Origin of the sequence: Amycolatopsis pigmentata, assembly GCF_042684065.1 — a bacterium.
GTDB lineage: Bacteria > Actinomycetota > Actinomycetes > Mycobacteriales > Pseudonocardiaceae > Amycolatopsis_E > Amycolatopsis_E pigmentata.
Genome location: NZ_JBHUKR010000006.1, coordinates 939,540 through 961,106, shown reverse-complemented (window position 1 = coordinate 961,106; position 21,567 = coordinate 939,540). Strand labels below are relative to the sequence as shown.

Annotated in this window: 21 protein-coding genes; 6 read left to right on the top strand and 15 right to left on the bottom strand. The window is 69.3% G+C overall.

The features are described 5' to 3' along the window. Window positions 1–55: 55 nt before the first annotated feature. Window positions 56–961 carry a universal stress protein gene (locus tag ACFSXZ_RS12375; protein ID WP_378264526.1) on the top strand — a complete coding sequence of 302 codons (906 nt, stop codon included), beginning with the start codon at window positions 56–58 and terminating at the stop codon, window positions 959–961. 6 nt (window positions 962–967) lie between these two features. Here ACFSXZ_RS12375 and ACFSXZ_RS12370 read toward each other — a convergent pair whose 3' ends face one another. The 5 genes from ACFSXZ_RS12370 to ACFSXZ_RS12350 form a co-directional block, all read right to left on the bottom strand. Then, window positions 968–1,918, bottom strand: coding sequence for a DMT family transporter (locus ACFSXZ_RS12370; protein ID WP_378264524.1), 951 nt, complete (start codon window positions 1,916–1,918; stop codon window positions 968–970). Then, entirely contained in the window at window positions 1,915–2,700 is a 786-nt protein-coding gene (locus tag ACFSXZ_RS12365) for a 2OG-Fe dioxygenase family protein (protein WP_378264522.1), read from the bottom strand. The genes ACFSXZ_RS12370 and ACFSXZ_RS12365 overlap by 4 nt, the downstream gene beginning before the upstream one ends. 157 nt (window positions 2,701–2,857) lie before the next feature. Beyond that, entirely contained in the window at window positions 2,858–3,235 is a 378-nt protein-coding gene (locus ACFSXZ_RS12360) for a V-type ATP synthase subunit D (protein WP_378264520.1), read from the bottom strand. Between the two features lie 103 nt (window positions 3,236–3,338). Then, on the bottom strand, window positions 3,339–3,725 hold the full coding sequence (locus ACFSXZ_RS12355) for a hypothetical protein (RefSeq protein WP_378264518.1): 387 nt from the start codon (window positions 3,723–3,725) through the stop codon (window positions 3,339–3,341). A gap of 172 nt (window positions 3,726–3,897) precedes the next feature. Beyond that, the gene (locus ACFSXZ_RS12350; RefSeq protein ID WP_378264516.1) at window positions 3,898–5,019 is read right to left on the bottom strand and encodes a lysylphosphatidylglycerol synthase transmembrane domain-containing protein; all 1,122 of its coding nucleotides are present in this window, start codon (window positions 5,017–5,019) and stop codon (window positions 3,898–3,900) included. A gap of 200 nt (window positions 5,020–5,219) precedes the next feature. Between ACFSXZ_RS12350 and ACFSXZ_RS12345 the strand changes: the two genes are divergently transcribed. Beyond that, window positions 5,220–6,026, top strand: coding sequence for a sigma 54 modulation/S30EA ribosomal C-terminal domain-containing protein (locus ACFSXZ_RS12345; protein WP_378264514.1), 807 nt, complete (start codon window positions 5,220–5,222; stop codon window positions 6,024–6,026). A gap of 45 nt (window positions 6,027–6,071) precedes the next feature. On the opposite strand, the gene ACFSXZ_RS12340 is transcribed toward ACFSXZ_RS12345, so the two are convergent. The 8 genes from ACFSXZ_RS12340 to ACFSXZ_RS12305 form a co-directional block, all read right to left on the bottom strand. Next, complete coding sequence (locus tag ACFSXZ_RS12340) at window positions 6,072–7,802, bottom strand: AMP-dependent synthetase/ligase (RefSeq protein WP_378264512.1); 1,731 nt, start codon at window positions 7,800–7,802, stop codon at window positions 6,072–6,074. Between the two features lie 137 nt (window positions 7,803–7,939). Next, window positions 7,940–8,206, bottom strand: coding sequence for a DUF1876 domain-containing protein (locus ACFSXZ_RS12335; RefSeq protein WP_378264510.1), 267 nt, complete (start codon window positions 8,204–8,206; stop codon window positions 7,940–7,942). 379 nt (window positions 8,207–8,585) lie between these two features. Continuing rightward, entirely contained in the window at window positions 8,586–9,203 is a 618-nt protein-coding gene (gene pspAB, locus ACFSXZ_RS12330) for a PspA-associated protein PspAB (protein ID WP_378264508.1), read from the bottom strand. After that, window positions 9,200–10,102: a zinc metalloprotease HtpX gene (gene htpX, locus ACFSXZ_RS12325; protein ID WP_378264506.1), complete on the bottom strand. Its 903-nt coding sequence runs from the start codon at window positions 10,100–10,102 to the stop codon at window positions 9,200–9,202. Before htpX ends, pspAB begins: the two co-directional genes overlap by 4 nt. Before the next feature lie 26 nt (window positions 10,103–10,128). Further along, entirely contained in the window at window positions 10,129–10,878 is a 750-nt protein-coding gene (locus ACFSXZ_RS12320) for a PspA/IM30 family protein (protein WP_378264504.1), read from the bottom strand. A 230-nt stretch (window positions 10,879–11,108) separates the two neighbouring features. Continuing rightward, on the bottom strand, window positions 11,109–11,531 hold the full coding sequence (locus ACFSXZ_RS12315; protein WP_378264502.1) for an STAS domain-containing protein: 423 nt from the start codon (window positions 11,529–11,531) through the stop codon (window positions 11,109–11,111). Between the two features lie 9 nt (window positions 11,532–11,540). Further along, window positions 11,541–14,195: a bifunctional acetate--CoA ligase family protein/GNAT family N-acetyltransferase gene (locus ACFSXZ_RS12310; RefSeq protein ID WP_378264500.1), complete on the bottom strand. Its 2,655-nt coding sequence runs from the start codon at window positions 14,193–14,195 to the stop codon at window positions 11,541–11,543. An 8-nt stretch (window positions 14,196–14,203) separates the two neighbouring features. Then, window positions 14,204–14,617, bottom strand: a complete 414-nt coding sequence (locus ACFSXZ_RS12305; RefSeq protein ID WP_378264498.1) for an Hsp20/alpha crystallin family protein — start codon at window positions 14,615–14,617, stop codon at window positions 14,204–14,206. A 160-nt stretch (window positions 14,618–14,777) separates the two neighbouring features. On the opposite strand from ACFSXZ_RS12305, the gene gap reads away from it, so the two are divergent. From gap to ACFSXZ_RS12290, 3 genes are read left to right on the top strand one after another with little or no spacing between them, the layout of a single operon-like run. Further along, complete coding sequence (gene gap, locus ACFSXZ_RS12300; RefSeq protein ID WP_378264496.1) at window positions 14,778–15,785, top strand: type I glyceraldehyde-3-phosphate dehydrogenase; 1,008 nt, start codon at window positions 14,778–14,780, stop codon at window positions 15,783–15,785. 16 nt (window positions 15,786–15,801) lie between these two features. Next, the gene (gene fbp / locus ACFSXZ_RS12295; RefSeq protein ID WP_378264494.1) at window positions 15,802–16,920 is read left to right on the top strand and encodes a fructose-1,6-bisphosphate aldolase/phosphatase; all 1,119 of its coding nucleotides are present in this window, start codon (window positions 15,802–15,804) and stop codon (window positions 16,918–16,920) included. 24 nt (window positions 16,921–16,944) lie between these two features. Then, on the top strand, window positions 16,945–18,135 hold the full coding sequence (locus ACFSXZ_RS12290; protein ID WP_378264492.1) for a site-2 protease family protein: 1,191 nt from the start codon (window positions 16,945–16,947) through the stop codon (window positions 18,133–18,135). Here ACFSXZ_RS12290 and ACFSXZ_RS12285 read toward each other — a convergent pair. Next, window positions 18,084–18,365 carry a hypothetical protein gene (locus ACFSXZ_RS12285; RefSeq protein ID WP_378264490.1) on the bottom strand — a complete coding sequence of 94 codons (282 nt, stop codon included), beginning with the start codon at window positions 18,363–18,365 and terminating at the stop codon, window positions 18,084–18,086. The two genes, ACFSXZ_RS12290 and ACFSXZ_RS12285, sit on opposite strands and share 52 nt — an antisense overlap. Before the next feature lie 338 nt (window positions 18,366–18,703). Between ACFSXZ_RS12285 and ACFSXZ_RS12280 the strand changes: the two genes are divergently transcribed. Further along, complete coding sequence (locus ACFSXZ_RS12280) at window positions 18,704–19,834, top strand: S1 family peptidase (RefSeq protein WP_378264488.1); 1,131 nt, start codon at window positions 18,704–18,706, stop codon at window positions 19,832–19,834. Between the two features lie 178 nt (window positions 19,835–20,012). Here ACFSXZ_RS12280 and ACFSXZ_RS12275 read toward each other — a convergent pair whose 3' ends face one another. Continuing rightward, window positions 20,013–21,392 (bottom strand): HNH endonuclease signature motif containing protein, encoded by a 1,380-nt coding sequence (locus tag ACFSXZ_RS12275; RefSeq protein ID WP_378264486.1) that lies wholly within the window; start codon window positions 21,390–21,392, stop codon window positions 20,013–20,015. Between the last annotated feature and the right edge of the window lie 175 nt (window positions 21,393–21,567).

The window sequence follows — 21,567 nt, the reverse complement described above, 5'->3', positions numbered from 1 at the left end:
TTTTGGTGACCTAGTGCCCTTCGCGGGAGGCCGTCGCCTGCGCGAAGGTGGTGTCATGCACGTCAGCGCGGGCGGCCCGCCGATCGTGGTGGGCGTGGACGGATCCCGGCAGGCACTGGACGCCGTGACGTGGGGCGCACGCGAAGCGGTGCGCTGGAACGCGCCGCTGGTTCTGCTGCACGCCTACGAAGTGCCCGAGAGCGGGCCACGGCCCGGACCGTCCGCTTCGGACTGGATCGCCGCACGAAAGCAGGCGGCGGACCAGCTCCTGCGGGAGTCCATGGCGGTCGCCGAGCGGGTGCGGCCCCGGGCGGACATCACCGTGGAGTCCGTTGTGGACTCGTCGATCCCGTTGCTGCTGCGGCGTTCCCACACCGCGAAAATGGTCGTGCTCGGCTCACGGGGCCACAGCGCCTTCGCCGACCTGCTGGCCGGATCGACCGCGACTGCGCTCGCCGCACACGGGCACTGTCCGGTCACCGTGATCAGAGGCAGTGACCCCAACGGTCGCGCGGACGCCCCCGTCGTCGCCGGAGTGGACGGCAGCGCACTGTCGGAACCGGCCCTCGAACTGGCCTTCCAGGAGGCGTCGGTCCGCGGTGTCCACCTGATCGCGTCGCACAGCTGGCACGACCTCGACCTGGCCGAAACGTTCGGGGCCGCCAGGGGCACCCTGGAAGTCGAAAGTCCCGGTGGCGCGGCGGAACGGCTGCTCGCCGAATGCCTTGCCGGATGGCAGGAAAAGTATCCGGAGGTCACCGTCGAGCGCGTGCTTGCCGAAGACCGGCCGCGCGACCACCTGCTGGACCGGAGCAGGACCGCCCAACTCGTGGTGGCGGGCAGCCGCGGACGCGGCGGGTTCCAGGGGTTGCTGCTCGGCTCCACCAGCCACGCGCTGATCCACCACGCCGACTGCCCGGTCCTCATCGCGCGCTCTCCCCTGCCCGCGCCGCGTGCCTGAAGCCCGCTACCCGAGGCTTCCCGGGGCGTCCTTCGAACTCGGTGCGGTGGAACGGAACTCAGTCAGAACCATGGCCCCGACCACCAGTGCCCCGCCGAGGAGGATGCGGGCCGTCAACTCGTCGTGGTCCACCAGCACACCGAAAACGCCCGCGAAGACCGGCTCCAGAGTCAGTGCCACGGCCACCACGACGGCAGGCAACCGGGACTGTGCCCAGGTTTGAGCGAAGTAGGCGCCCGCCGTCGCCACCACGGCCAGTCCGATGACCGAGATCCAGAAGCCCGGGTCGGCGGGGAGGACGATGCCGTCCCGGCCGCCCAGGATCAGGCAGAGCACCCCGACGACACCCAGTTGCACCACGGTCAGCGCGTAGGCGTCGCGCGGTGTGGACCATTCGCTCAGCGCGACGATGTGCAGGGCGAAGAAGAGCGCGCACAGCAAGGTGAGAACCTCACCCGGCCCTATCGCGAAGCCCCGCAGCGACATGGCTCCCAGGCCTACCGTGGCGATCGCCACCGCACCCCAGGTCCACCGGCCGATCCGGTGCCGCAGCAGCAAACCGGCGATCACGGGGGTGAAGACGACCGACATTCCCGTGATGAACCCGGACATGGAGGCCGACGTGTATTGCTGTCCGTAAGTCTGCGCGAGGTACGCGGCGCCCAGCGTCAGGCCCAGCAGGAGGCCATGCCCCCACTGCTTCCGGCTCAGCTCCAGCACCCGGCGTGGGCGCCATGCCCCCAGCACGACGGCCGCGATGAGGAACCGCACGGCCAGGAAGTCCATCGGGGACGCCTGTCGCGTCGCGTCCTTCACCACGACGAACGCGCCACCCCAGACAGCGGTGACCAGGACCAGGGAGGCCAACGCGAGCGGCTTCGCCCTGCCACGGGCGACCGTCGGAGGAGCAACCGCCGCCGGCCACCCGCGCTCGTATTCCGTGGCGTTCACGCTCACGTTCGCGGCACCATCGGAGTGAAGTCGATCAGCAGGATGGCTCGCTCGGCGGGCCCGGATCCGGAATCGGCGGTGATCGGCGCGACATAGTGGCTGACCATGTCGTCCTTGACCGCGTAGGAGTCCAGCGGGTTCGAAATCGTGAACCGGTCCAGCAGGTTTTCCGGCGCGACGTCCTCGGGGACGCTTCCGGCACAATGCGGGGTGGCGATGACGTTCTCGCCCCCTGCCACGTTACGGCGGTAGATCAGGTGCGCGAACGTGTAGGGTTCGCCGTCCTGGTGCAGCATGTTGGGGCTGGCGACCGCACGGCCACCGGGGCCGGTCACCGCCAGCTTGATGAGGTGGACACCGACCACGATCGGCGAGCAGAGCTCGGCGTTGTTCCAGGTGGTCTGTGAAAAGTCGAAGCTGACCATTTCGGCCAGCAGGGAATTCCGCCGGACACCCTCGGTCAGTCCCGGAATCCGCCGCACCAGACCGAGGTATTCCGGGTTGTAGGCCCCTTGCTGATACAGCGTGACACCATCGTCCTGGCTGCCGTCGGCCGCCGCGGTGTCCGGCATCCAGTGGAATGCGCCGTTCCACGGCAGGAGGACGCCCCGGCCGAAACGCCGGAAACGTCCGTCCTCCGGCGCGTACGGGTCTGGTGGCAGTTCTTCGAACTCCGTGGTCAAACCGCGAAGTCCCGCGTCCGTCGCGGAGACACCCAGCGCCGACGCCAGGTCGTATCGCTCATAACCGAGTTGTTGGAGCCCCGAGATAATCGCAGTCGCAGTCATGGTCATCCTGATCGAGAGTCGGCCGGTCCCGGCCTGTCGTCCGTATCCGAAGTCTTCGGCTTCATGGTTCCGAAGAGACATCCGGTGACGGTAGGGACGCTCACGAAAGCTGCCCCTATTGTCCATCGAAACGGTCCGGAAAGCCGATAACCAATGGTCAAGCCCCTGGCATGACAACGGCGAACCTCAAGAAAAGCTCAACCACTTGATAATCACTTGATACTCGGAAAGAGAACAGGTTCCCCAGGATAACTCGAGTATTTTGCCGAATCAGGAAAGTGTGCCCGGCGCGGCCTTCCGGCGCACCGCTTCCGCGCGTTCCAGCTCTTCGAGTTCCCGTTGCGAGCGCCGCCAGCGCCTCGCCCAGGACCGGGATCCAGTGGTGCCGGAGGGCGCGGACGCGCCGCCGGGTGGCGTTCGCCTCCGCGGTCACCGCGCATAGTGCCGCTCCGGCGGCCGCATGCCGTGCTGCCGCGCGTGCCGCCTCCTCGTAGGCCTGGCGGGCGAGCACGAGCGCGGAAGGGCCTGGGGCCATGGCGGGCCGGGGCAGGGCCGGTCCTGGACCCTACAGGTCCATAGGTCTCGTCACCGGGGACTTTGGCCACGCGCCGGAGCGGACGCGCGACTGTCCACAAAGGTCAGTCGAGGTCCCGGCGGCCGGTCAGGCGGGCGACGTCGACGACGATGCCGTTGGCGAACGGGGAGGTCATCGCACTGGTGACGGTGGTGCGGGGTAAGGGATGCGGCCGATCGGCGTAACCCATCGGGCGCGCCAGCCCCATTCCCGAGATCCACCAGCCGCGGCCGCCGTGGTCGTGGTGGATGAACTCGACCGACACCGGACGGCCCGCCGCGGCGCGCACGAGCGTGCGGTCGGTTCCGGTCGGGATCAGCAACTGGCCGCTGTCGAGCACCACGCACGCGAGCGCGACCGGAGGTCTCCCGTCGATCGACACCAGACCGCGGCGCCCGCGCTCGGGTGATCCGACCAACTGGAAACATTCGGCGTGCGTCAACGCGCTCACGGTTCACTCCCCAGGCGGCACAGGGAATTCCATCGGTGTCATTCGGAAGTCTAGTACCACCGGTTCCCGTGATCGTTAACGGAAAGTATTGACCCTGCACCAATCCGGACACACTTGGCCCCTGAGCCGGAGGAACCCGCCTGACCAGGCAACGACGCGTTCGAAGAGGGTCTCAGGACTGCCGCGACCGTTTCCATCCCGTGACCAGGAAGACCACCCAGCCCGCCGCGGCGAGTAAAGGCCACGTTATGGCGCGGAAAAGCACCACCGCGACCGCGGCCGACGCGGGAACCAGTCCCCCGCCGGACAACGCGGCCAGCAACGCGGCCTCGGCGGCACCGGCGCCGGCCGGGGTCAGTTGCAGCCCGATACTCGCCTGCACGGCGAGATAGCCGGCGGCGGCCGCCGCCCACGGCACCGTGTCCGCGGCCGCCGCCACGCACGCGACGAGGGTGACATAGTCGAACGCCCAGCTCACCAGCGCGATACCGAAGAAGCCGCACCACCGCCCGGTGGACGGGTGCAGCAGGGCGATCCGCTCGGACACCGCGTCGGCGCGACCGGGGTCGTGCCTGAGCCACTTCGCGTTCCGCACCACGGGAAGATGCCGGGCCACGGAAGTGGTGCCGCGGGCGAGCCAGTGCAGCGAGGCGGGCCGCCGCAACAACCACCACGCCACCCACATCACCACCGCGATCAGGCCCGACAGCACCGCCGCGACCGGCACCGGAAGGATCCCGTCGTAGGCCAGCACCAGCGGGCCCGCCAGGACGAGCACTCCCCCGGACAGCAACGCGGCCAGCACCGACGTCCACAGGGAAAGCCCGGTGTCCACGCCCCGGATCCGGAACGCGGCCACGGAGTAGGCGACGCCCGCGGTCGCCCCGGCCGAGGGGACGGTCTGCGCCACGGCGTTGCCGATCCAGTTCACCGTCTGCACGGTGCGGAAATCCAGCTTGGCGCCGCCGGCCCAGAGCATGCTGCGGTGCAACTCCCCGTAGGTCGCGAGCGAAATCACCGAGGCCACCACGGCCAGCGCGATCCAGCCCCAGTTCAGGCCGGCCAGCCGGACCCCCAGGTCGTTGACCGCGGTCAGGGTCGGCGCGAGGCGCCACACCGCGATGCCGATACCGGCCGCGGTGAGGATCCAGTCCACCACCAGCCGCCAGGTCGGGCGGCGGGCGGCTCGCAGGACGTCACGCAGCAGCGGAGCGGCACGCGCCCTGCGCTCGCTTCCCTGTTCGGACACCTCCCGCATCACCGCCCAGATCCCGCGCTCGCCGGTCCTCGTCATTTTCCCAGGCAAGCGCGCCGGTGGCACGCGAGTTGCGAGAGTGTGACGGTGACCAGGCCCACCGCCGTGTCCGCAGAGGTCAGCGAGGGTCCACAGTGGACCTTTCCAGCGGAATGTTCAGATCCGCAGGGCCACCGGTCGCCTCCTTGGGGGTCTTCGGTCCCTATCCGCTCGCCAGGCCCCGGCGTAGCAACGATGTCATGAAGCACGAAACCCCGATGATGGCCGATGTCGAAGTCACGACGCACGGAGCCATGCCCGGAGCCGAGGACTACGCCCGCGACAAGATCGGCAGACTGGCCCACGTCTCGCACCGGCCGGTGCTGTCCGCGAAGGTCAGGCTGACCAAGCACGGCGACCCGGCCGTGCCCAGGCCCGTGGTCGCGCAGGCCAACCTCGACGTCAGCGGACGGCTCGTGCGCGCACAGGCCGAAGCGGTCAGTGCCCGGGAGGCGATCGACCGCCTCACCGAACGGCTACGGCGGCGGCTCGAGCGCGTCGCGCGGCACTGGGAGGCCCGCCGTGGGGCGGCGCCGTCGGCCGAGCCGGACGAATGGCGGCACACCGCCGAGCCCACCCACCGCAAGCCCTACTTCCCCCGTCCCGAGGAAGAGCGGCAGATCATGCGGCGCAAGGCGTTCACCCTGCACCGGATCACGGTCGACGACGCGGCCTTCGAGATGGACCTGCTCGACTACGACTTCCACCTGTTCACCGAACTCGGCAGCGGCCAGGACGCGATCATCTACCGTGCGGGACCGACCGGTTACCGGCTGGCACTGCCGGTGCCACCCCGGCCCCGTGAACTCGCCGTGTTCGACCTCCCGGTGACGATCAGCGCCCAGCCGGCCCCCCTGCTGACCACCAGCGAAGCCGCCGACCGGCTCGCGCTGATGGACCTGCCGTTCCTGTTCTTCGTCGACGCCGAACGCGGCCGCGGTGCCGTCCTTTATCACCGCTACGACGGCCATTACGGCCTCATCGCCCCTGCCGACGACGAACGGTGAGCGCGAGTCCAGGCCGAAAGGTGGGATGACGGCCCAGGAGGGCCCTCAGGCCGGTCGCCGCTCCCCTCGCCAGTACAGCTCCTCGATGTCGTCGGCGTATTTCGTCAGGACGTACTCGCGGCGCACCTTCTGTGTCGGGGTCAGTTCGTCGTTGACGGTGAACCGGGCGGGCAGCACCCGGAAATCCTTGATCGCCTCGGCACGCGACACGGCCTGGTTCACCTCGTCGATCACCGATCTCAGCGTCACCGACAGGTCCGGGTCGTGGCGGAGTTCGGCGACGCTCGCGCCGGACGGCTTGTCGTGTGCGCGCTTCCAGTCGTCGAAGCCTTCCGGGTCGAGAGTGAGCAGCGCGCCGACGAAGGGCCGGCGGTCGCCGACGACGACGCAGTTGTCGATGAGCCAGTGCGCGTGCAGCCGGTCCTCCAGGAACGCTGGTGCGACGTTCTTGCCGCCCGCGGTGACGATGAGTTCCTTCTTGCGCGCGGTGATCGTCAGGTACCCGTCGTGCAGTTCGCCGATGTCACCGGTGCGCAGCCACCCGCCTTCGAGCGCCGTAGCCGTGGCCTCGTCGTTGTGCCAGTAACCGCGGAAGACACCCGGACCGCGGAGGAGCACCTCGCCGTCCGAAGCGATTCTCACGTCCCAGCCGGGCAGCGGCATGCCCACCGTGCCGACCCGCTCCGCGCCGGGCGGGTTCAGGGTGGTCGCGGCGGTCGTTTCGGTCAGTCCGTAGCCTTCGAGCACCGGAATTCCCGCGCCGCGCAGGAAATGCGCCAGCTCCGGGGCCAGTGGCGCGCCGCCGGAGACCGTGTACTCCACCCGGCCGCCCAGGGCGTCCCGCAGTTTGCGGTAGACCAACCGGTCGAACACCCGATGCGCCAGGCGCGACCGGCCCTTGTCGCTGTAGCGCACGGCGACCCGCTGCGCCATACCGAAGACCCGGCCTCGCCCGGAGGCCGCGGCCTCCCTGGCGGCCGCGTTGACCAGTTTTTCGTAGACCCGGGGCACGGCCAGGATCAGCGTGGGCCGGAACGTCCTGAACGCGGAAGCGACGGCGCCCACGTCGCCGAAGTGGCCGGTCAGCGTCCCCCTGCGGATCACGGCCAGTTGGACTACCCGGGCCAGGATGTGCGCCAGCGGCAGGAAGAGCAGCAGCGAGGCCTCCGGGGCCAGCACGCGCTCGGCCAGATCGTCGAAGCGCACGATGCTGTCCACGACGTCGACGAGGTTGCCGTGGGTGAGCACACAGCCCTTGGGCCGTCCCGTGGTGCCGGAGGTGTAGACGATGGTCGCGACGGCATCCGGGTCGGTGGTGCGAATCCTGCGCACATCACCGTTCCGCAGCGTTTCTCCCTGCGCCACAAGGGACTCCAGCCCCCCGTCGTCGAAGGACCACACGGGCCCGCCCACGGGTTCGACCAGTGCGGCCAGCCGGGAGTTCCCGGCGAAGGCCGCCAGCGCGCCGGAGTCGGCGAGGATCCAGGCGGCCTGCTCGGCGGAATTGGTCTCATAGATGGGCACCGTGACCGCGCCGACGGTCCAGATCGCGTAGTCGGCGAGCACCCACTCGAACCGCGTCGGCGACATGACGGCGATCCGGTCGCCCGGCCTGATCCCGGCCGCCACCAGGCCCCTGGCCACCGCGACGACCTGACCGGCGAACTCTTCCGCGGTCACCGTCCACCATTCGCCTTCGCCGGACTCGCGGGCGAACAGCGGGTGCCCGGGATCGGTTTTCGCCTGCGCGAAGACGTCATCGGCCGCGTTCGACATGGCTTCGAGTCTCCACCGGCGCCCGCCGGTCCCGCAGGGGGCGAAAGTCCGTGATCACCGAGCCTTTCGGCACCCCCTCGCGTACCAAGTGGACGGTTCGAGTGGACAGTGCAAGTGGACGGTGACGGTACGCGGGCTCAGCGGTACAGGTGCGTCTTCTCGTGGGTGATGCTCTCGATGTCCCCGGCGGCGGCGTCGAGCAGCCGGTGCGCCAGTTCGGCCAGCGCGCGGGAGACGGCGAGTTCGTCACCGATCTCGGGCACGTTGGTGTCGGCCGGGTTCAACCGCGCGGTGCCCACGCCGACCAGGCCGGTTTCGTCCGGGTTGTGCAGGCGGGCGTGCGCCCGCGTCTTTTCGTCGTACTCGTCGATGTAGATGTCGACGGTCCAGTTCTTCTCTCGCATAGCCGAAAGTTAAGCGCCGGCGGCGCCTGGCACAGGTGCTTCCCGGCCCGGATGCCAAGGACTTTCGGACACCCCCCGCGGTTACCTCCAGCCCTCGCCCGATACGGACGAGATTGCGCATGGTCATCCCATGGTGCTCGACGATTCCGGCGCGTGGCAACCGATCCGCGAGCCGTCCGCCATCCGTGCGGCGGCGAATCTCACCGACTACCACCGTGTTCGTGCCGGGTTCAGCTGGGAGGCCGCGGCCACGGCCCTGACCGGCCTGCCCGGCGGCGGGCTCAACATCGCCTACAGGTATCCACGTCGGTGTCGCGGTTTCCCCGCGCGGAGGTGGGCTCATCGCCCCCGCCATCCATCGCCTCCGGCGTGGAATTTCTCACCCGGAAGGCGTGAGCGGCGGCGCCGCCCACAGCGGGAACCAGCGGCCGAGATCGGACTCGACGGGCAGTTCCCCGCTGAGCCGGGCGCGGATTTCCAGTTCCAGCGCGGTATCCCGGCGCTCGTCGCCGACCGGCACGAACGGGTAGACCGTGCCCCGCTTGAACAGATAGACCAGACCCACCTGAGCGCCGTCCGTGCTTTCGGTGCTTTCCGTGCTTTCGGTGCTTTCGGTGCCCGCGAATCCGATGACGGTACACAGCAGGCCGCTGCCGAAACCCGCGTCGACCAGGGTGGTGTTGACCGCGTGCAGGTCGGTGACGAGCCCGGAAAGGTCGGCGTCCGGCCTGCGGAAGGTCACCCAGGTGTAGCCATAGGAGTCGCGGCCGACCGTCACGTCGGCCGGACTGTCCACACGCGACAATGCCAGCGCGTCCGCTTCGGCCCGGCCCGCCGCCTCGCCCTCGCCGGTACGGAAGCAGACCGCGCCCGCGCCCGTGGGTTTCAGGCCCAGCGCGGCCTCCAGTTCGACCGCGGCCGCCGGGATCGCGAACAGCACGTCGAGATCGGGCCGTGCCGGTTTGGTCCGGCCCAGCAGGACGTCGAGGAACTTCATGCCGAGGGCTCCCCCATGCCGGCCGACAACTCGGCGAGCCGGGTCAGCCGGACTTCCAGCGACGGGTGGGTGGACAGCAGGGCCGAAAGCCGCGAACCGACCGCCGGGGCGAAGAAGAAGGCGTTGAACGCCTCGGCCGCGCGCAGGTCCCGGGTCGGGATCCGGGCCATGTCGCCGGTCACCTTGGTTAGCGCGGCCGCGAGCGCGGACGGCCGTCCGGTCAGCATCGCGCCCGAGCGGTCCGCGGCCAGTTCCCGGTACCGGGACAGCGCCCGCACCAGCAGGAAGCTGATCGCGTAGACGACCACCGAGACGACGGTGATCAACAGCACCATGATCGCCACCTGGTCCCCGTTCCGGCGCCCGCCCCCGAACATCTGAGTATAGAAGGCGAACCGGGCGACCAGCCCGGCCAGCACCCCGAGGAACGAGGCCACCGTCATCACCGCCACGTCACGGTGGGCGATGTGGGACAGTTCGTGCGCCAGTACGCCTTCCAGCTCGGCGTTGTCCAGGCGGCGCAACAGCCCGGTGGTCACGCACACCACGGCGCGTTTGGTGTTGCGACCCGTGGCGAAGGCGTTGGGCAGATCCGTTTCCGCCAGCGCGACACGCGGTTTCGGCATGTTCGCACTCGCGCAGAGCCGGTCGATGACCCCGTGCAGCCGGGGCTGCTCCTCCGGCGAAACGATCCGGGCACGCATGCCGGTCAGCGCGATGCGGTCGGAGAAGAAGTACTGCGCGCCCAGCAGGATCGCGGCGACCACGACGATCACCACAATGGACTTCAGGAGCGCGAACAAGGCCGCCGCGAAGGCCACGTACACCAGCCCGAGCAGGAACGTGGTGAGCAGCATCCGGCCGGTCAGCTTCCGGTCCGGCGGAAATCTGGTGCGCATTCTCTTCATCCCCGCGGGCCGGCGCGTCAGGAACTCCCGCTCGACGACGGGGGCAGCTCGCGCTTCACCGCCGACGCGGGTAGCTGGGCCTTCATCCGGGCCAGTTCGGCTTCCACTTCGCCGCCCCGGGTCAGCTCGTCCAACTGCGCCTGGATGTCGTCGCGTTCGGTGGCGCGGGTGGCGTCGTCGAGCGCACCGGAAGCCAGGAGTTCGTCGAGCGCGCCCGCACGGGCCTCCAACTGGGCGGTGCGGTCCTCGGCGCGGCGCATCGCCACGCCCACGTCCCCCATCTCCTCGGAGATCCCGGAGACCGCCTCGCCGATGCGCGTCTGCGCCTCGGCGGCGGTGTAGCTCGCCTTGATGGTTTCCTTGCGGGTGCGGAAATCTTCGATCTTCGCCTTCAGCCGTTGCGCGGCTTCCTTCAGCTTTTCCTCGTCGGCGCCGACCGCCTGCCTGCGGTCTTCGAGGTCGCCGACCTGCGTGGTGATCGCGGCCCGCCGGGTCAGTGCCTCGCGGGCGAGGTCCTCCTGCCCGGCCGCCAGTGCCTTGGTCGCCTGCGTGGTCAGCAGGTCCGCCGACTTGTTCAGCTGACCGATCTGGAGTTCGATCCGCCTGCGGCTGGTGGCCACGTCGGCGAGCCCCCGGTTGACCTTGGTCAGCATTTCCAGCTGTTTTTCGTAGGAGTAGTCGAGCACCTCCCGCGGATCCTCGGCACGATCGAGTGCCTTGCTCACCTTCATCTTGAACAAGGCGGCGATCCGGCTGAAAAGACCCATCTCCTGCTCACGACCTTCCTGTGCCCGTTGATGACCATGGCTTCGAAACAGGCTCACCGCCACGCGGCGTACCGGGCGCGCTCACGTTCCGATGGCGCGGCTCTTGACCACGATCCAGTCCCCGGCATGCGCACGCATCGTGTGTTCCTCTCGTCCGGTCTCGAAGTCCAGCGTGCACCGGGGAGCGCAGGGCAAGGAGGGCCTTGGGACTCCGGTCCCCCGGCCTAAAGTCACTCTGCCAAGTCACTCTCCGAGGTCCGGGTCATCGGGCTCGGCGGCACCACGGGCGGCGTCATACCGGCGGGAAGGTGGCCGTGACGCCGCACGTACCACCGGGCGTAGGCGGCCACGGCCGCCGGCAGCGTGGCGAAGATGCGGTCCTCGCCGATCCTCGCGACCAGGCCCGCCGCGTCGAGTTCCTCGCGCAGTTCCTGTTTCACATGGGCGAGGGCGAACTCCACTCCCCGCTCGCCGAGCTGGTCACGCAGGCCGCCGAGCGCGTCGGCCCCGGTGATGTCGAGTTCCACGATCGCCTCCGCGTTGAGCAGGAACCACTCGGCCGAGGCGTCCATCGTTTCCGCGGCCTCGAGCGCGCGGCGGTGGAAATCGTCGGCGTTGGCGAAGCACAGGGGCAGGCCGGGAGCGATCCCCATCTCCGCGGGTCAGGTGCGTAACCGGCGCAGGAACGGATCGTTCGGCGTGCGCGGCTCGACCCGGATCCGCGCGTCCAGCGCGACGCACCCGTCGGACCAGGCGACCAGCGGGTTGAGATCCAGCTCCGCGACCTCCGGCAGCAGTTCGGCGAGCCTGCTGACGCGCAGCAGGACGTCACCGATCGCCGCCGTGTCCAGCCTGCCGGAACCGGCGTCGTCACCGAACAACCCGGGCGAACTGCGCAGACCGTGCACCAGCAGCTCCGCGTCTCTTTCGGTGAGCGGAGCGAGCCGGGCCGCGCGGTCGGCCACCAGGTCGGTGTCGACACCACCGAGCCCGAACACGACCAGCGGGCCGAACACCTCGTCACCGGCTATCCCGGCCAGCAGCTCACGTCCCGGCGGGGACATCGGCTGGACGACCGCGCCCTTCCAGGCCGCGCCGAACCGGTTCCGCCACCGCCGGACGACGTCACGCACCGCGTTTTCGTCGCTCACGCCGAGCGCCACACCGCCGTGCGCGCTCTTGTGCACCATGCCCTCGACCGTCGCCTTGACCGCGACCGGACCGCCGAGTTCGGCGAACGCCTTGGCCGCGGCGTCTTCGTCGGCCGCGAACCGCGTCGGCACGGAAGGAATCCCGAAGCAGTCCAGCAACTCCGTGACGGTCAGGGGATCCAGCCAGCCCGCCGGGCGCTCACGAAGCAACGCGATCGCCCGTTGCGGGTCGATTCCCGGGAGATCCGGCGCGACGACCGGCCCGCGGTGCCTGCGCCATTCCGCGTAGGAGGCCAGGTGCCCGAGCACGGCCGCCGCGCCCGCCGGGTCGGCGTAGGCGGCGGTCGCCGGGCGGCCCGCCGGAGACATCAGAGGCTCGACGTGGGCGAGTTGACCGAAGCGGACCGCCAGCACCGGCTTTGTCCCCGCCGGGAGTTCCCTGACGGCGTCGACGGGGTCGCCGAGGGCCGTGGGCACCGCGGCGGCGATCACCGCGTCCACCGCGTCGTCGGCGAGGAGGACGTCCAGGCAGGCTCCGAAGACCTCGGCGCTGACCGCGGCGGTCGTGTCGACGGGATTGCTCACGGACGCCTGGCCGGACAACAGCGCCCGCAGCCGGGCCGTGGTGTCCGCACCGAGTTCGGGCAGGGCCAGGCCGGACCGGGCGCAGGCGTCGGCGGCGAGGACCCCGGCGCCGCCCGCGTTGCTGACCACCGCGACCCGGTTTCCGCCCGGCAGCGGCTGCCAGGACAGGGCCGCGATCGCGTCGACGAGTTCGGTGACGGTGTCCACCGCGATCACGCCGGCCTGTTCGTAGAGCGCGTCGCGGGTCACCGCGGGCGTGGCCGCGGCCGCCGTGTGCGAGGCCGCCGCGCGGCGCGCGACTTCGGTGCTCCCGGTGCGGATCGCCAGCACCGGCTTGGTCGCCGCGAGCGCGCGGGCGAGGCGGCCGAACTTCCGGGGATTCCCGAACGACTCCAGGTAGAGCACCGCGATCTCGGTGCCCGGGTCACGCTGCCACCACATCAGCAGGTCGTTGCCGCTGACGTCGTACTTGTCGCCGGTGGACACCATGCTCGACACCCCGACCCCGAGCTGCCGCAACGACTCCAGCAGCGCGATGCCGAACCCACCGGACTGGCTGACCACCCCGACCGCGCCCGCGGGCACCACGCCCGGCACGAAGGTGGCATTGAGCCGCGTCGCGCCGTCGGTGTTCGCCACCCCCACGCAGTTGGGCCCGACCAGCCGCATCCCGTATTTGCGCGCCGCCTCGATCACCCGCTCCCCGGCGTCGGTTCCGGTCAGCCCGGCCGAAATGACGACCGCCGCCCGGACTCCGCACTCTCCACTGTGGATGATCGCGTCGGGCACCGCCGCGGCGGGCACGCAGACCACCACCAGTTCGGGGCAGGACGGAAGTTCCGCCACCGACGGCGCGCACGGCACCCCGAGAATTTCCGTCGCGGCGGGATTCACCGCGAAAAGATCTCCGCTGTAGCCACCGTCGAGGACGTTCTTCAGCACCGCGTGCCCGACCGCGCCGGGGCGCCGGCTCGCCCCGATGACCGCGACCGACGCGGGTCTCAGCACCGCGCGGAGGCTCGCGATGTCGGCCTCGCGCTCACGCTCGTTCAGCGCGTCCCAATAGGGTTCGCCGGGTTCGAGCGAAAGCACGAATTCCCGTTCGGGCCCGCCGGGGGTGGCCCGGAACGGCAGGCCGAGGTCGGTGAACACACCGAACATCCGGGTGTTCTCGGCCAGCACCTGCCCGGTCAGGCGCCGGATCCCGTAGGACCGTGCGACCGACACGAGATATTCCAGCATCAACGTGCCTACCCCGTGGGCCTGCGCGCTGGAGTCCACCGCCAGCGCCACCTCGGCCTCGGTCGGGTCCGTGGTGGCCTCGTAGTGCGCGACTCCGATCAGCCGATCGCGCCGGAACGCCCCCACCGCGGCGTGCCGGACGCCCGTCTCCGCCGCCATCTTCCTGGCCAGGCCCTCCAGCCCCGACGGGGCCGCGCCGAAGAAGCGGAGGTAACGGTCGTGGTCGTCGAGACCCCGGTGGAGGGCCACCACGTCGTCGGCGTCGGCGGGCCGCAGGGTGCGGATCCGCACCACCTCCCCGTCGGCGAGGACGACGCTCACGGCGCGATCGGTGATCATCTCCCGGCTCAGCTCTTCTTGGTCGTCTCGATGCGGACGGACTTGCCTTTCTCGGCTTCCTTCACCGGGACGGTGATTTCGAGGATGCCGTCGGTGTACTTGGCGGCGATCTTCGACGCGTCCGCGCCTTCCGGCAGGGCGACCGTGCGGGTGAACGAGCCGTAACGGAACTCGCTGTGCCCCTTCTCCTTGGTCTTCTCCTCACGCTCCGCGGAGATGGTCAGCAGGCCGGCGTTCGTGGTGACGTGGATCTGCTTCTCCGGGTCGAACCCCGGCAACTCCGCGCGCACGACGTACTTGCCGTCGGTCATCGTGTCCTCGATGCGGACCAGGTTGTGCTCACCGAAGGGCCATGGTCCCTCGAAGAGGTCCTGGATGCCCGGGAACAACGCCCTGGGGCGTGGCAACAGTGACGAGGACATCTGACGCTCCTTCCTCCTGGATTGTCCTTACCGGACAAGGTTTGCCGCGCTGTGACCCCGCCGGACACGGGCATACGTCCCCGGTCGCGGGGACCTTCGCCTTCCGACTGGGGAAGTTCGGCCCTGGGGGTCGTTCCGGGAGAGTGGGGACGATGCGGTTATGACGATAAGGCTTGGTATCAACGGATTCGGCCGGATCGGCCGGGATGTTCTCCGCTGTCTCGTCGACCAGCCCGGCAGGCCCGTCGAGGTCGTGGCGGTCAACGATGTCGCACCCGCGGAGACACTCGCCCATCTCCTCGAGCACGACTCGACCTACGGCAGGCTGCCCGAGCGGGTCACCGCGCACGACTCGGCGATCGAGGTCGGCGACCGCCACATTCACGTGTTCGGCGAGCACGACCCGGCGCGGTTGCCGTGGGGCTCGCTCGACGTGGACGTGGTCATCGAGTCCACCGGCCGGTTCCGCACCCGTGACGCCGCCGCGGCGCACCTGAGCGCGGGGGCGCGCAAGGTCGTGATCTCCGCGCCCGGCAAGAACGTCGACGCGACGATCGTGATGGGCATCAACGAAGGCGTCTACGACCCGGCGGCCCACCACGTCGTCTCCAACGCCTCGTGCACCACCAACTGCGTGGCGCCGATGGTGCGGGTGCTGCACGAGGCATTCGGGGTGCGGCGCGGGCTGATGACCACGATCCACAGCTACACCAACGACCAGTCCCTGCTCGACGGGCCGCACAAGGACCTCCGCCGCGCACGTTCGGCGGCGGTGAACCTCATTCCCACCAGCACCGGCGCGGCCCGCGCGATCGGGGAGGTCATCCCCGCGCTCGCCGGCCGCCTCGACGGGGTGGCGGTACGCGTGCCGGTCGAGGACGGCTCGCTGACCGACCTGTCCGTCGAACTCGGCATGCCGGTCACCGCGGGTCAGGTCAACCGGGCCTTCGCCGAGGCCGCGGACGGCGTCCTCAAAGGGATCCTGCGCTACACCGAGGCCCCGATCGTCTCCCGCGACATCATCGGCGACCCGGCTTCGTGCGTGTTCGACGCCAGTCTGACCAAGGCCGACGACCATCTCGCGAAGGTTTTCGGCTGGTACGACAACGAATGGGCCTACGCACTCCGCACGCTCGACCTGGTCGAGCTGATCGGCGCGGAGAGGTAAGGCAAGGAGGCCGCCAATGACCACGTTGAGCATCATCAAGGCCGACACCGGCGGTTTCGTCGGGCATTCGGCCGTGCACCCGGAACTGCTGCGCGCCGCCGAAGACGGGTTGCGTGCCGCCGCCGGTGACGGCCTCCTGCTCGACGGCAAGGCGGCGAGCTGCGGCGACGACATCTCGCTGATCATGACCCATGAGCGGGGTCCCGACGACGACGGCATCCACACCTTCGCCTGGAACCTCTTCCAGGAGACCACCGCGGTCGCCAAACGGCTGGGACTCTACGGGGCCGGCCAGGACCTGCTGTCGGACGCCTTCAGCGGGAACCTGCGTGGCATGGGCCCCGGCTACGCGGAGCTGGAATACACCGAGCGCCCGAGCGAACCGGTCATCTGCTTCCTGGCCGACAAGACCGAGCCCGGCGCGTGGAACCTGCCGCTGTACAAGATGTTCGCCGACCCGTTCAACACCGCGGGCCTGGTGATCGACTCGAAGATGCACGGCGGGTTCTCGTTCGAGGTCTACGACCTCCACGAAGAGAAGATGATCGTCTTCGACTGCCCGGAGCGGAGTTACGACCTGCTGATGTACATCGGCGCGCCCGCGCGTTACGTCGTCCACAGTGTACGGTCGCGGACCCTGGACGTGCCGTGCGCGGCGACCTCCACCCAGCGCCTGTCGCTGATCGCGGGGAAGTACGTGGGCAAGGACGACCCGGTGATGATCGTGCGATGCCAGTCCGGCCTGCCCGCGGTCGGCGAGGTGCTGGAGCCCTTCGCCTTCCCGTATTCGGTGGCCGGCTGCATGCGCGGCTCGCACCACGCGCCGATCATGCCGGTGGCGCTCGGCCAAGCGCATCCGGCGCGCTTCGACGGCCCGCCCCGGGTGGTCGCGCTCGGCTTCCAGATCCGCGAGGGGAACCTGCTCGGCCCACGGGACATGTTCGACGACCCGTCCTTCGACCGCGCACGCGAACAGGCCAACGTGGTGATGGACTACCTGCGCCGGCACGGGCCGTTCGAGCCGCACCGGCTGCCGCTCGAGGATCTCGAATACACCACGATGCACACCCTGGAAGAGCGACTTGCTCCACAGTGGACTTCAATGGCGCGGCCCGCGGTGCCCACACCGCGGTAAGCCCGGAAGACTTGGTGACCAGCGATGTTCCGGACCTCCATCCCGCTCGGCCGCTTCGCCGGCATCCCGGTGGGCGCGCACTGGTCGGTGCTCATCGTGCTCGCGCTGATCGCGGATCTGCTCGCGACGTCCGTGCTTCCCTCCGCCACGCACGGCCACCCGAACGCGTGGTACTGGGTCACCGGTGTCGTCACCGCGCTGGCCTTCCTGGCGTCGCTGCTGGCGCACGAACTCGCGCACGCGATCGTCGCCCGCCGTTACAGGGTCAGGGTCAAACGCATCACCCTGTGGATGCTCGGCGGCGCGGCCGAACTCGAGGGTGAGCCGCCGAGCCCGAAGGCCGACCTGAACATCGCCGTCGTCGGCCCGCTGACCAGCCTCGTGCTCGGCGGCGTGTTCTGGGGCGCGGCCGTGCTGACCGGACAGTGGCTGCCCGTCCTGTTGGCCTTGGGACTGGCCTGGATCGGCATCACCAACGTGCTGCTCGCGGTGTTCAACCTCCTGCCCGGCGCGCCGCTGGACGGCGGGCGGGTGCTGCGCGCGGCCATGTGGAAGCGCACCGGGAACCGGGCGCGGGCCAACGCCGTCGCCGCGCGGACCGGACAGGTGCTCGGCTTCGCGCTCGCCCTCTTGGGTCTGGGTGAGATGCTGTTCTCCGGCTCCTTCAACGGACTGTGGCTCGCGCTCATCGGCTGGTTCCTGATCTTCGCCGCCCAGGCGGAACTCGCGAGCGGGACGGCGCGGGAACGACTCGCCGGGGTCCGGGTCGCCGACGTCATGGATCCCCATCCGGTCGTGGCGCCCGGGTGGTGGACGGTGGAAGCGTTCCTGGCGGAGGTCGCGGTGTCCACGCGCCGCCGCGCTTTCCCCGTCGTCTCCTTCGACGGCCAGGCGATCGGCGTGACCAGTCTCGGCGAGTTGACGCGGTTGCCGGAACAGGCGCGGTTCACCTCCCGTGTCGCCGACGTCGCCCGCAAGCCGCCCGCGGTGCCCACCGCCGGCCCGGACGACAAGGTCGTCGACGTGCTCTCGAAGGTGGTGTTGCGGCCGGGCCGCGACCTCCTTCTGGTGCTCGACCACGGCCGGCTCGCCGGCGTCATCGGCCCGGACGACCTCTCCCGAACTCTCGAACTGGCCTCCTCCGGCCACACCCTCCGTCCTGATCAGACAGTCATGCCGGGGGCGTCCGGTGGCGGCTGGAGCCCGTCTTCGTAGGAAACCCACAGTTCCGTGAATCCGGTGTCCTCCTGCTGCCGGTACTGGCACGAGGACCAGACCTGTCCATGGAGCCCGTCGAAACAGGCCGCACGCGCATCCTGGTAGCTCGGATAGACACCGGCGCGGACCAAAGGATAGTCCGCGGCCGAAGCGGCCGGGACGGCCGGCGCACCGAGGGCGACCACGGCTGCCGCCAAAGCGGTGGCAGCGACGACTTTATTGATCAAGACAGCCCTTTCTCCGGGAATTCTCCCTGACGGTTCTTCCGGCCAGTTCTGCCTGACACTGCCGTTTCGCCAGGGAAGACGGTGCCGACGATAGCTCACCGCCTCTGCCGTCCGGTGCGTTCGCGGGCCCGGCAGGCAATTCTGTCCCCGATCGGCACAAAACCCGTGCGCCTTTACTCCATGATCGATATCTGCCTGCCCCTCGTTCGTCGCGGGCCGATCGGAGTAGGTGAGGGACAGGAATCGGACAGAGATGCGTCATAGGTCTATACCACCTTCCGGGAAGTTCACACACTCGAGGTGCGATGAGTTTTTGCCTTTCCCTGGAGGTGTAAACCATGCGTCGAGTGATCGTCCGCGTTTTCGGTGGGGCGGCCTGCCTCGCCCTGAGTCTCGCCCCGGCTGTCGCGCCCCCTGCTGCGCAAGCGGCGTCACCCGGGCTCCTCACGGCCATGCAGAACGATTTCGGACTGACCGCCGATCAGGTCCAGACCAGACTCGCTCAGGAAAAGACCGCCACCGAGGTGCTCCCGGAGGCCCAGCGCGCGGCAGGATCCGCCTTCGGCGGCGCCTGGTTCGACCCGGCGCGGGGCAAGCTCGTGGTCGGCGTGACCAATCCGGCGGCCGCGGCGGCCGTCGAACGAACCGGTGCCACCACGGTGCCTGCCCGGGTGAGCGCAGCTGACTTGGACAACGCGAAGAAGGCACTGGACGACTCCAGCAAGCAGCAGGCGGCCCCGGCCTCGGTGAGCGGGTGGCACACCGACCCCCGAAGCGGCAACCTCGTCGTGACACTCCAGCCGGGCACGCACGGTGCCGACGTCGACGCGTTTCTCGCCCGGGCAAGGAAAACCGGCGCCGCGGTGGCCGTGGAAACCGCGCCCCGGCCCACGACGACCTCGGCAGGCACCGTCGGCGGCGACCCGTACTACATCAACGGCAACGTGCGCTGTTCCATCGGATTCTCGGTGCAGGGCGGCTTCGTCAGCGCCGGCCACTGCGGGAGTCCCGGCAGCTCGGTCGCGGGCTGGGACGGCTCGGCGATGGGAACCTTCGTCGGCTCTTCCTTCCCCGGCAACGACTATTCCTACATCACGATCGGCAACGGCTGGTGGACCACACCCGTCGTGCTCGGCTGGGGCACCGTGAGCGACCAGCTCGTGCGCGGTTCGGCGGTCGCCGCACCGGGCACCTCGATCTGCCGCTCGGGTTCGACGACCCATTGGCACTGCGGCGTGGTGGAGGCTTTGAATGCCACGGTCAACTACGCGCAGGGTACGGTGTACGAGCTGACTCAGACGTCGGTGTGCGCGGAACCGGGTGACTCCGGGGGTTCGTTCATCTCCGGTGACCAGGCGCAGGGCGTTACCTCGGGCACCACCGGCAACTGCAGCGTTGGTGGGCATACCTGGTTCCAGCCGGTCAACGAAATCCTCCGCACGTACGGGCTGTCCCTCGTCACCGCCTGAGTGCGGGAACTACTGTGGTCCACAGTTGTCCACAGTGGTTCATGGTGGACCTGCGATTTCGGTTGGGGGCCACGTGAAGACCGCGTGGCCCCCGAGTACTCCCAGCGCGGCGGCGGTGCCGGTGGTTCGGGATCAGCCGCCGCCCGCGGCACCCTGCCCGGCGACAGTATCGAGCCCATCACGACGCCGAGGAGACGGTGCCGCCGACGTGCGGTTGTCGTGAGCCATCCGTTCGCACCGTCCTTTGAAGACAGGCAGCATTGAGTCCCGGGCAGGCGCGGTGCGCTGCTTGTCCGGGATGGTCTTGTACTGTTATGGGCGGGTCCTTAAGGGGCGTGGTTATGTGCGCAGGGTGTGGAGGGTGTTGCGCCGTGGGTCTCTGCTCTGGGTCCACATAGGACGGTGGTATGTACACCGGGAAGCCTTGTACCATGCGGACTTGCCAGTCGCTGTGGTGCAGGATCTGGTGGTGGTAGTGGCAGACGAGGGTCAAGTTCTCCAGCGCTGTCGGCCCGCCGAAATACCATTCTAAAATGTGGTGAGCCTGACACCACTTGGCTTTCTTCGCGCAATTCGGAAATGAGCAGCCTTTGTCTCGTCGGATGAGTGCGCGGCGGATGGCGCGGGGCACGATTCGGGTGGCGCGTCCGATATCCAAGATCTCACTCTTCGAGCCCAGGACCACGGGTACGACGGCTGCGTCGCAGGCGATTCGGCGGATCTGGGCGGCGGAGAGGTTCCAGTAGCCGTCCACGAGTCCGTGCCCGATCCCTGACTTCAACTCCTCCAACGTGATACTGACCATCAAGGTGGCCGGTTCTCCGGCTTCGTTCGGGGTGCTTTCGCATTGGGCGGCGAGGGTGAGGATGTCGCGGAAGGCGTCGCCGTAGCGTTCGCTGCGGGACCGCCGGTCGGAGCCCTCGTCGGTGGCGCGGGGTGCGGTGTGGGGTGAGAGCAGGGTGGTGAGCAGGGCTCCGGTTTCGGTGTCCAGGTCGAATCGGCCCAGCACGCGGCCGTCCCGGGTCTCCTGCACATCCAGCCGCCGCTGGGGGCGGAGCAGGTCCTTGTCCTTCGGCTCGTCGCCGTCGGGATCCAGACGCAGCGCGATCTCCTCGCCGAGCCGCTTGACGTGGGACGGTTCACTGGTGATGGCGGCCTCGCACAGGATCTTCTCCGCGATCACCCGATCCTCGATCGAAGCGGCATCCGGCAGGCCGGTGACGGCCTTGCGGATCGCCTCCACATGACCAGGCGAGATCACACCGTCGCCCAAGGCGTCGGCCACCACCGGAAGCTGCGGGTCGACGCGGGAGCCAGTGGGGGTCACCGTGCCACATAGCGCCTCGGCGTGGGCGACCATCCGCTGCGCCTCGGGGGAACTGAGGTTGAACATATCCCGCAGCAGCGCGGACGTCTCGATATGGATTCCCCGGCTCGTCGCGATACCCCGCGACTCGATTTCGGCCACCAGGACAAGCTCGTCCCGATACAGCTGCCGGCGCCGGATCTCGGTATCCCGCAACGCATCCAGCACCGCCGTGTCGCTCAGCGAGGACACGTGCCCGGGAGTCAGTGCGGCCATGTCCCCGAGTATACCGGCGTATCGAACATCTGTTTATACACGTTCGGGTGAGCTTAAACGGAACGAATGGACCGTTCGCTCGCCGAACCAGGCACGCGACGTCTTGCCCAGCACGAGACAGGAGGTGATCACAGGCAAGGCGGAGTCGCCG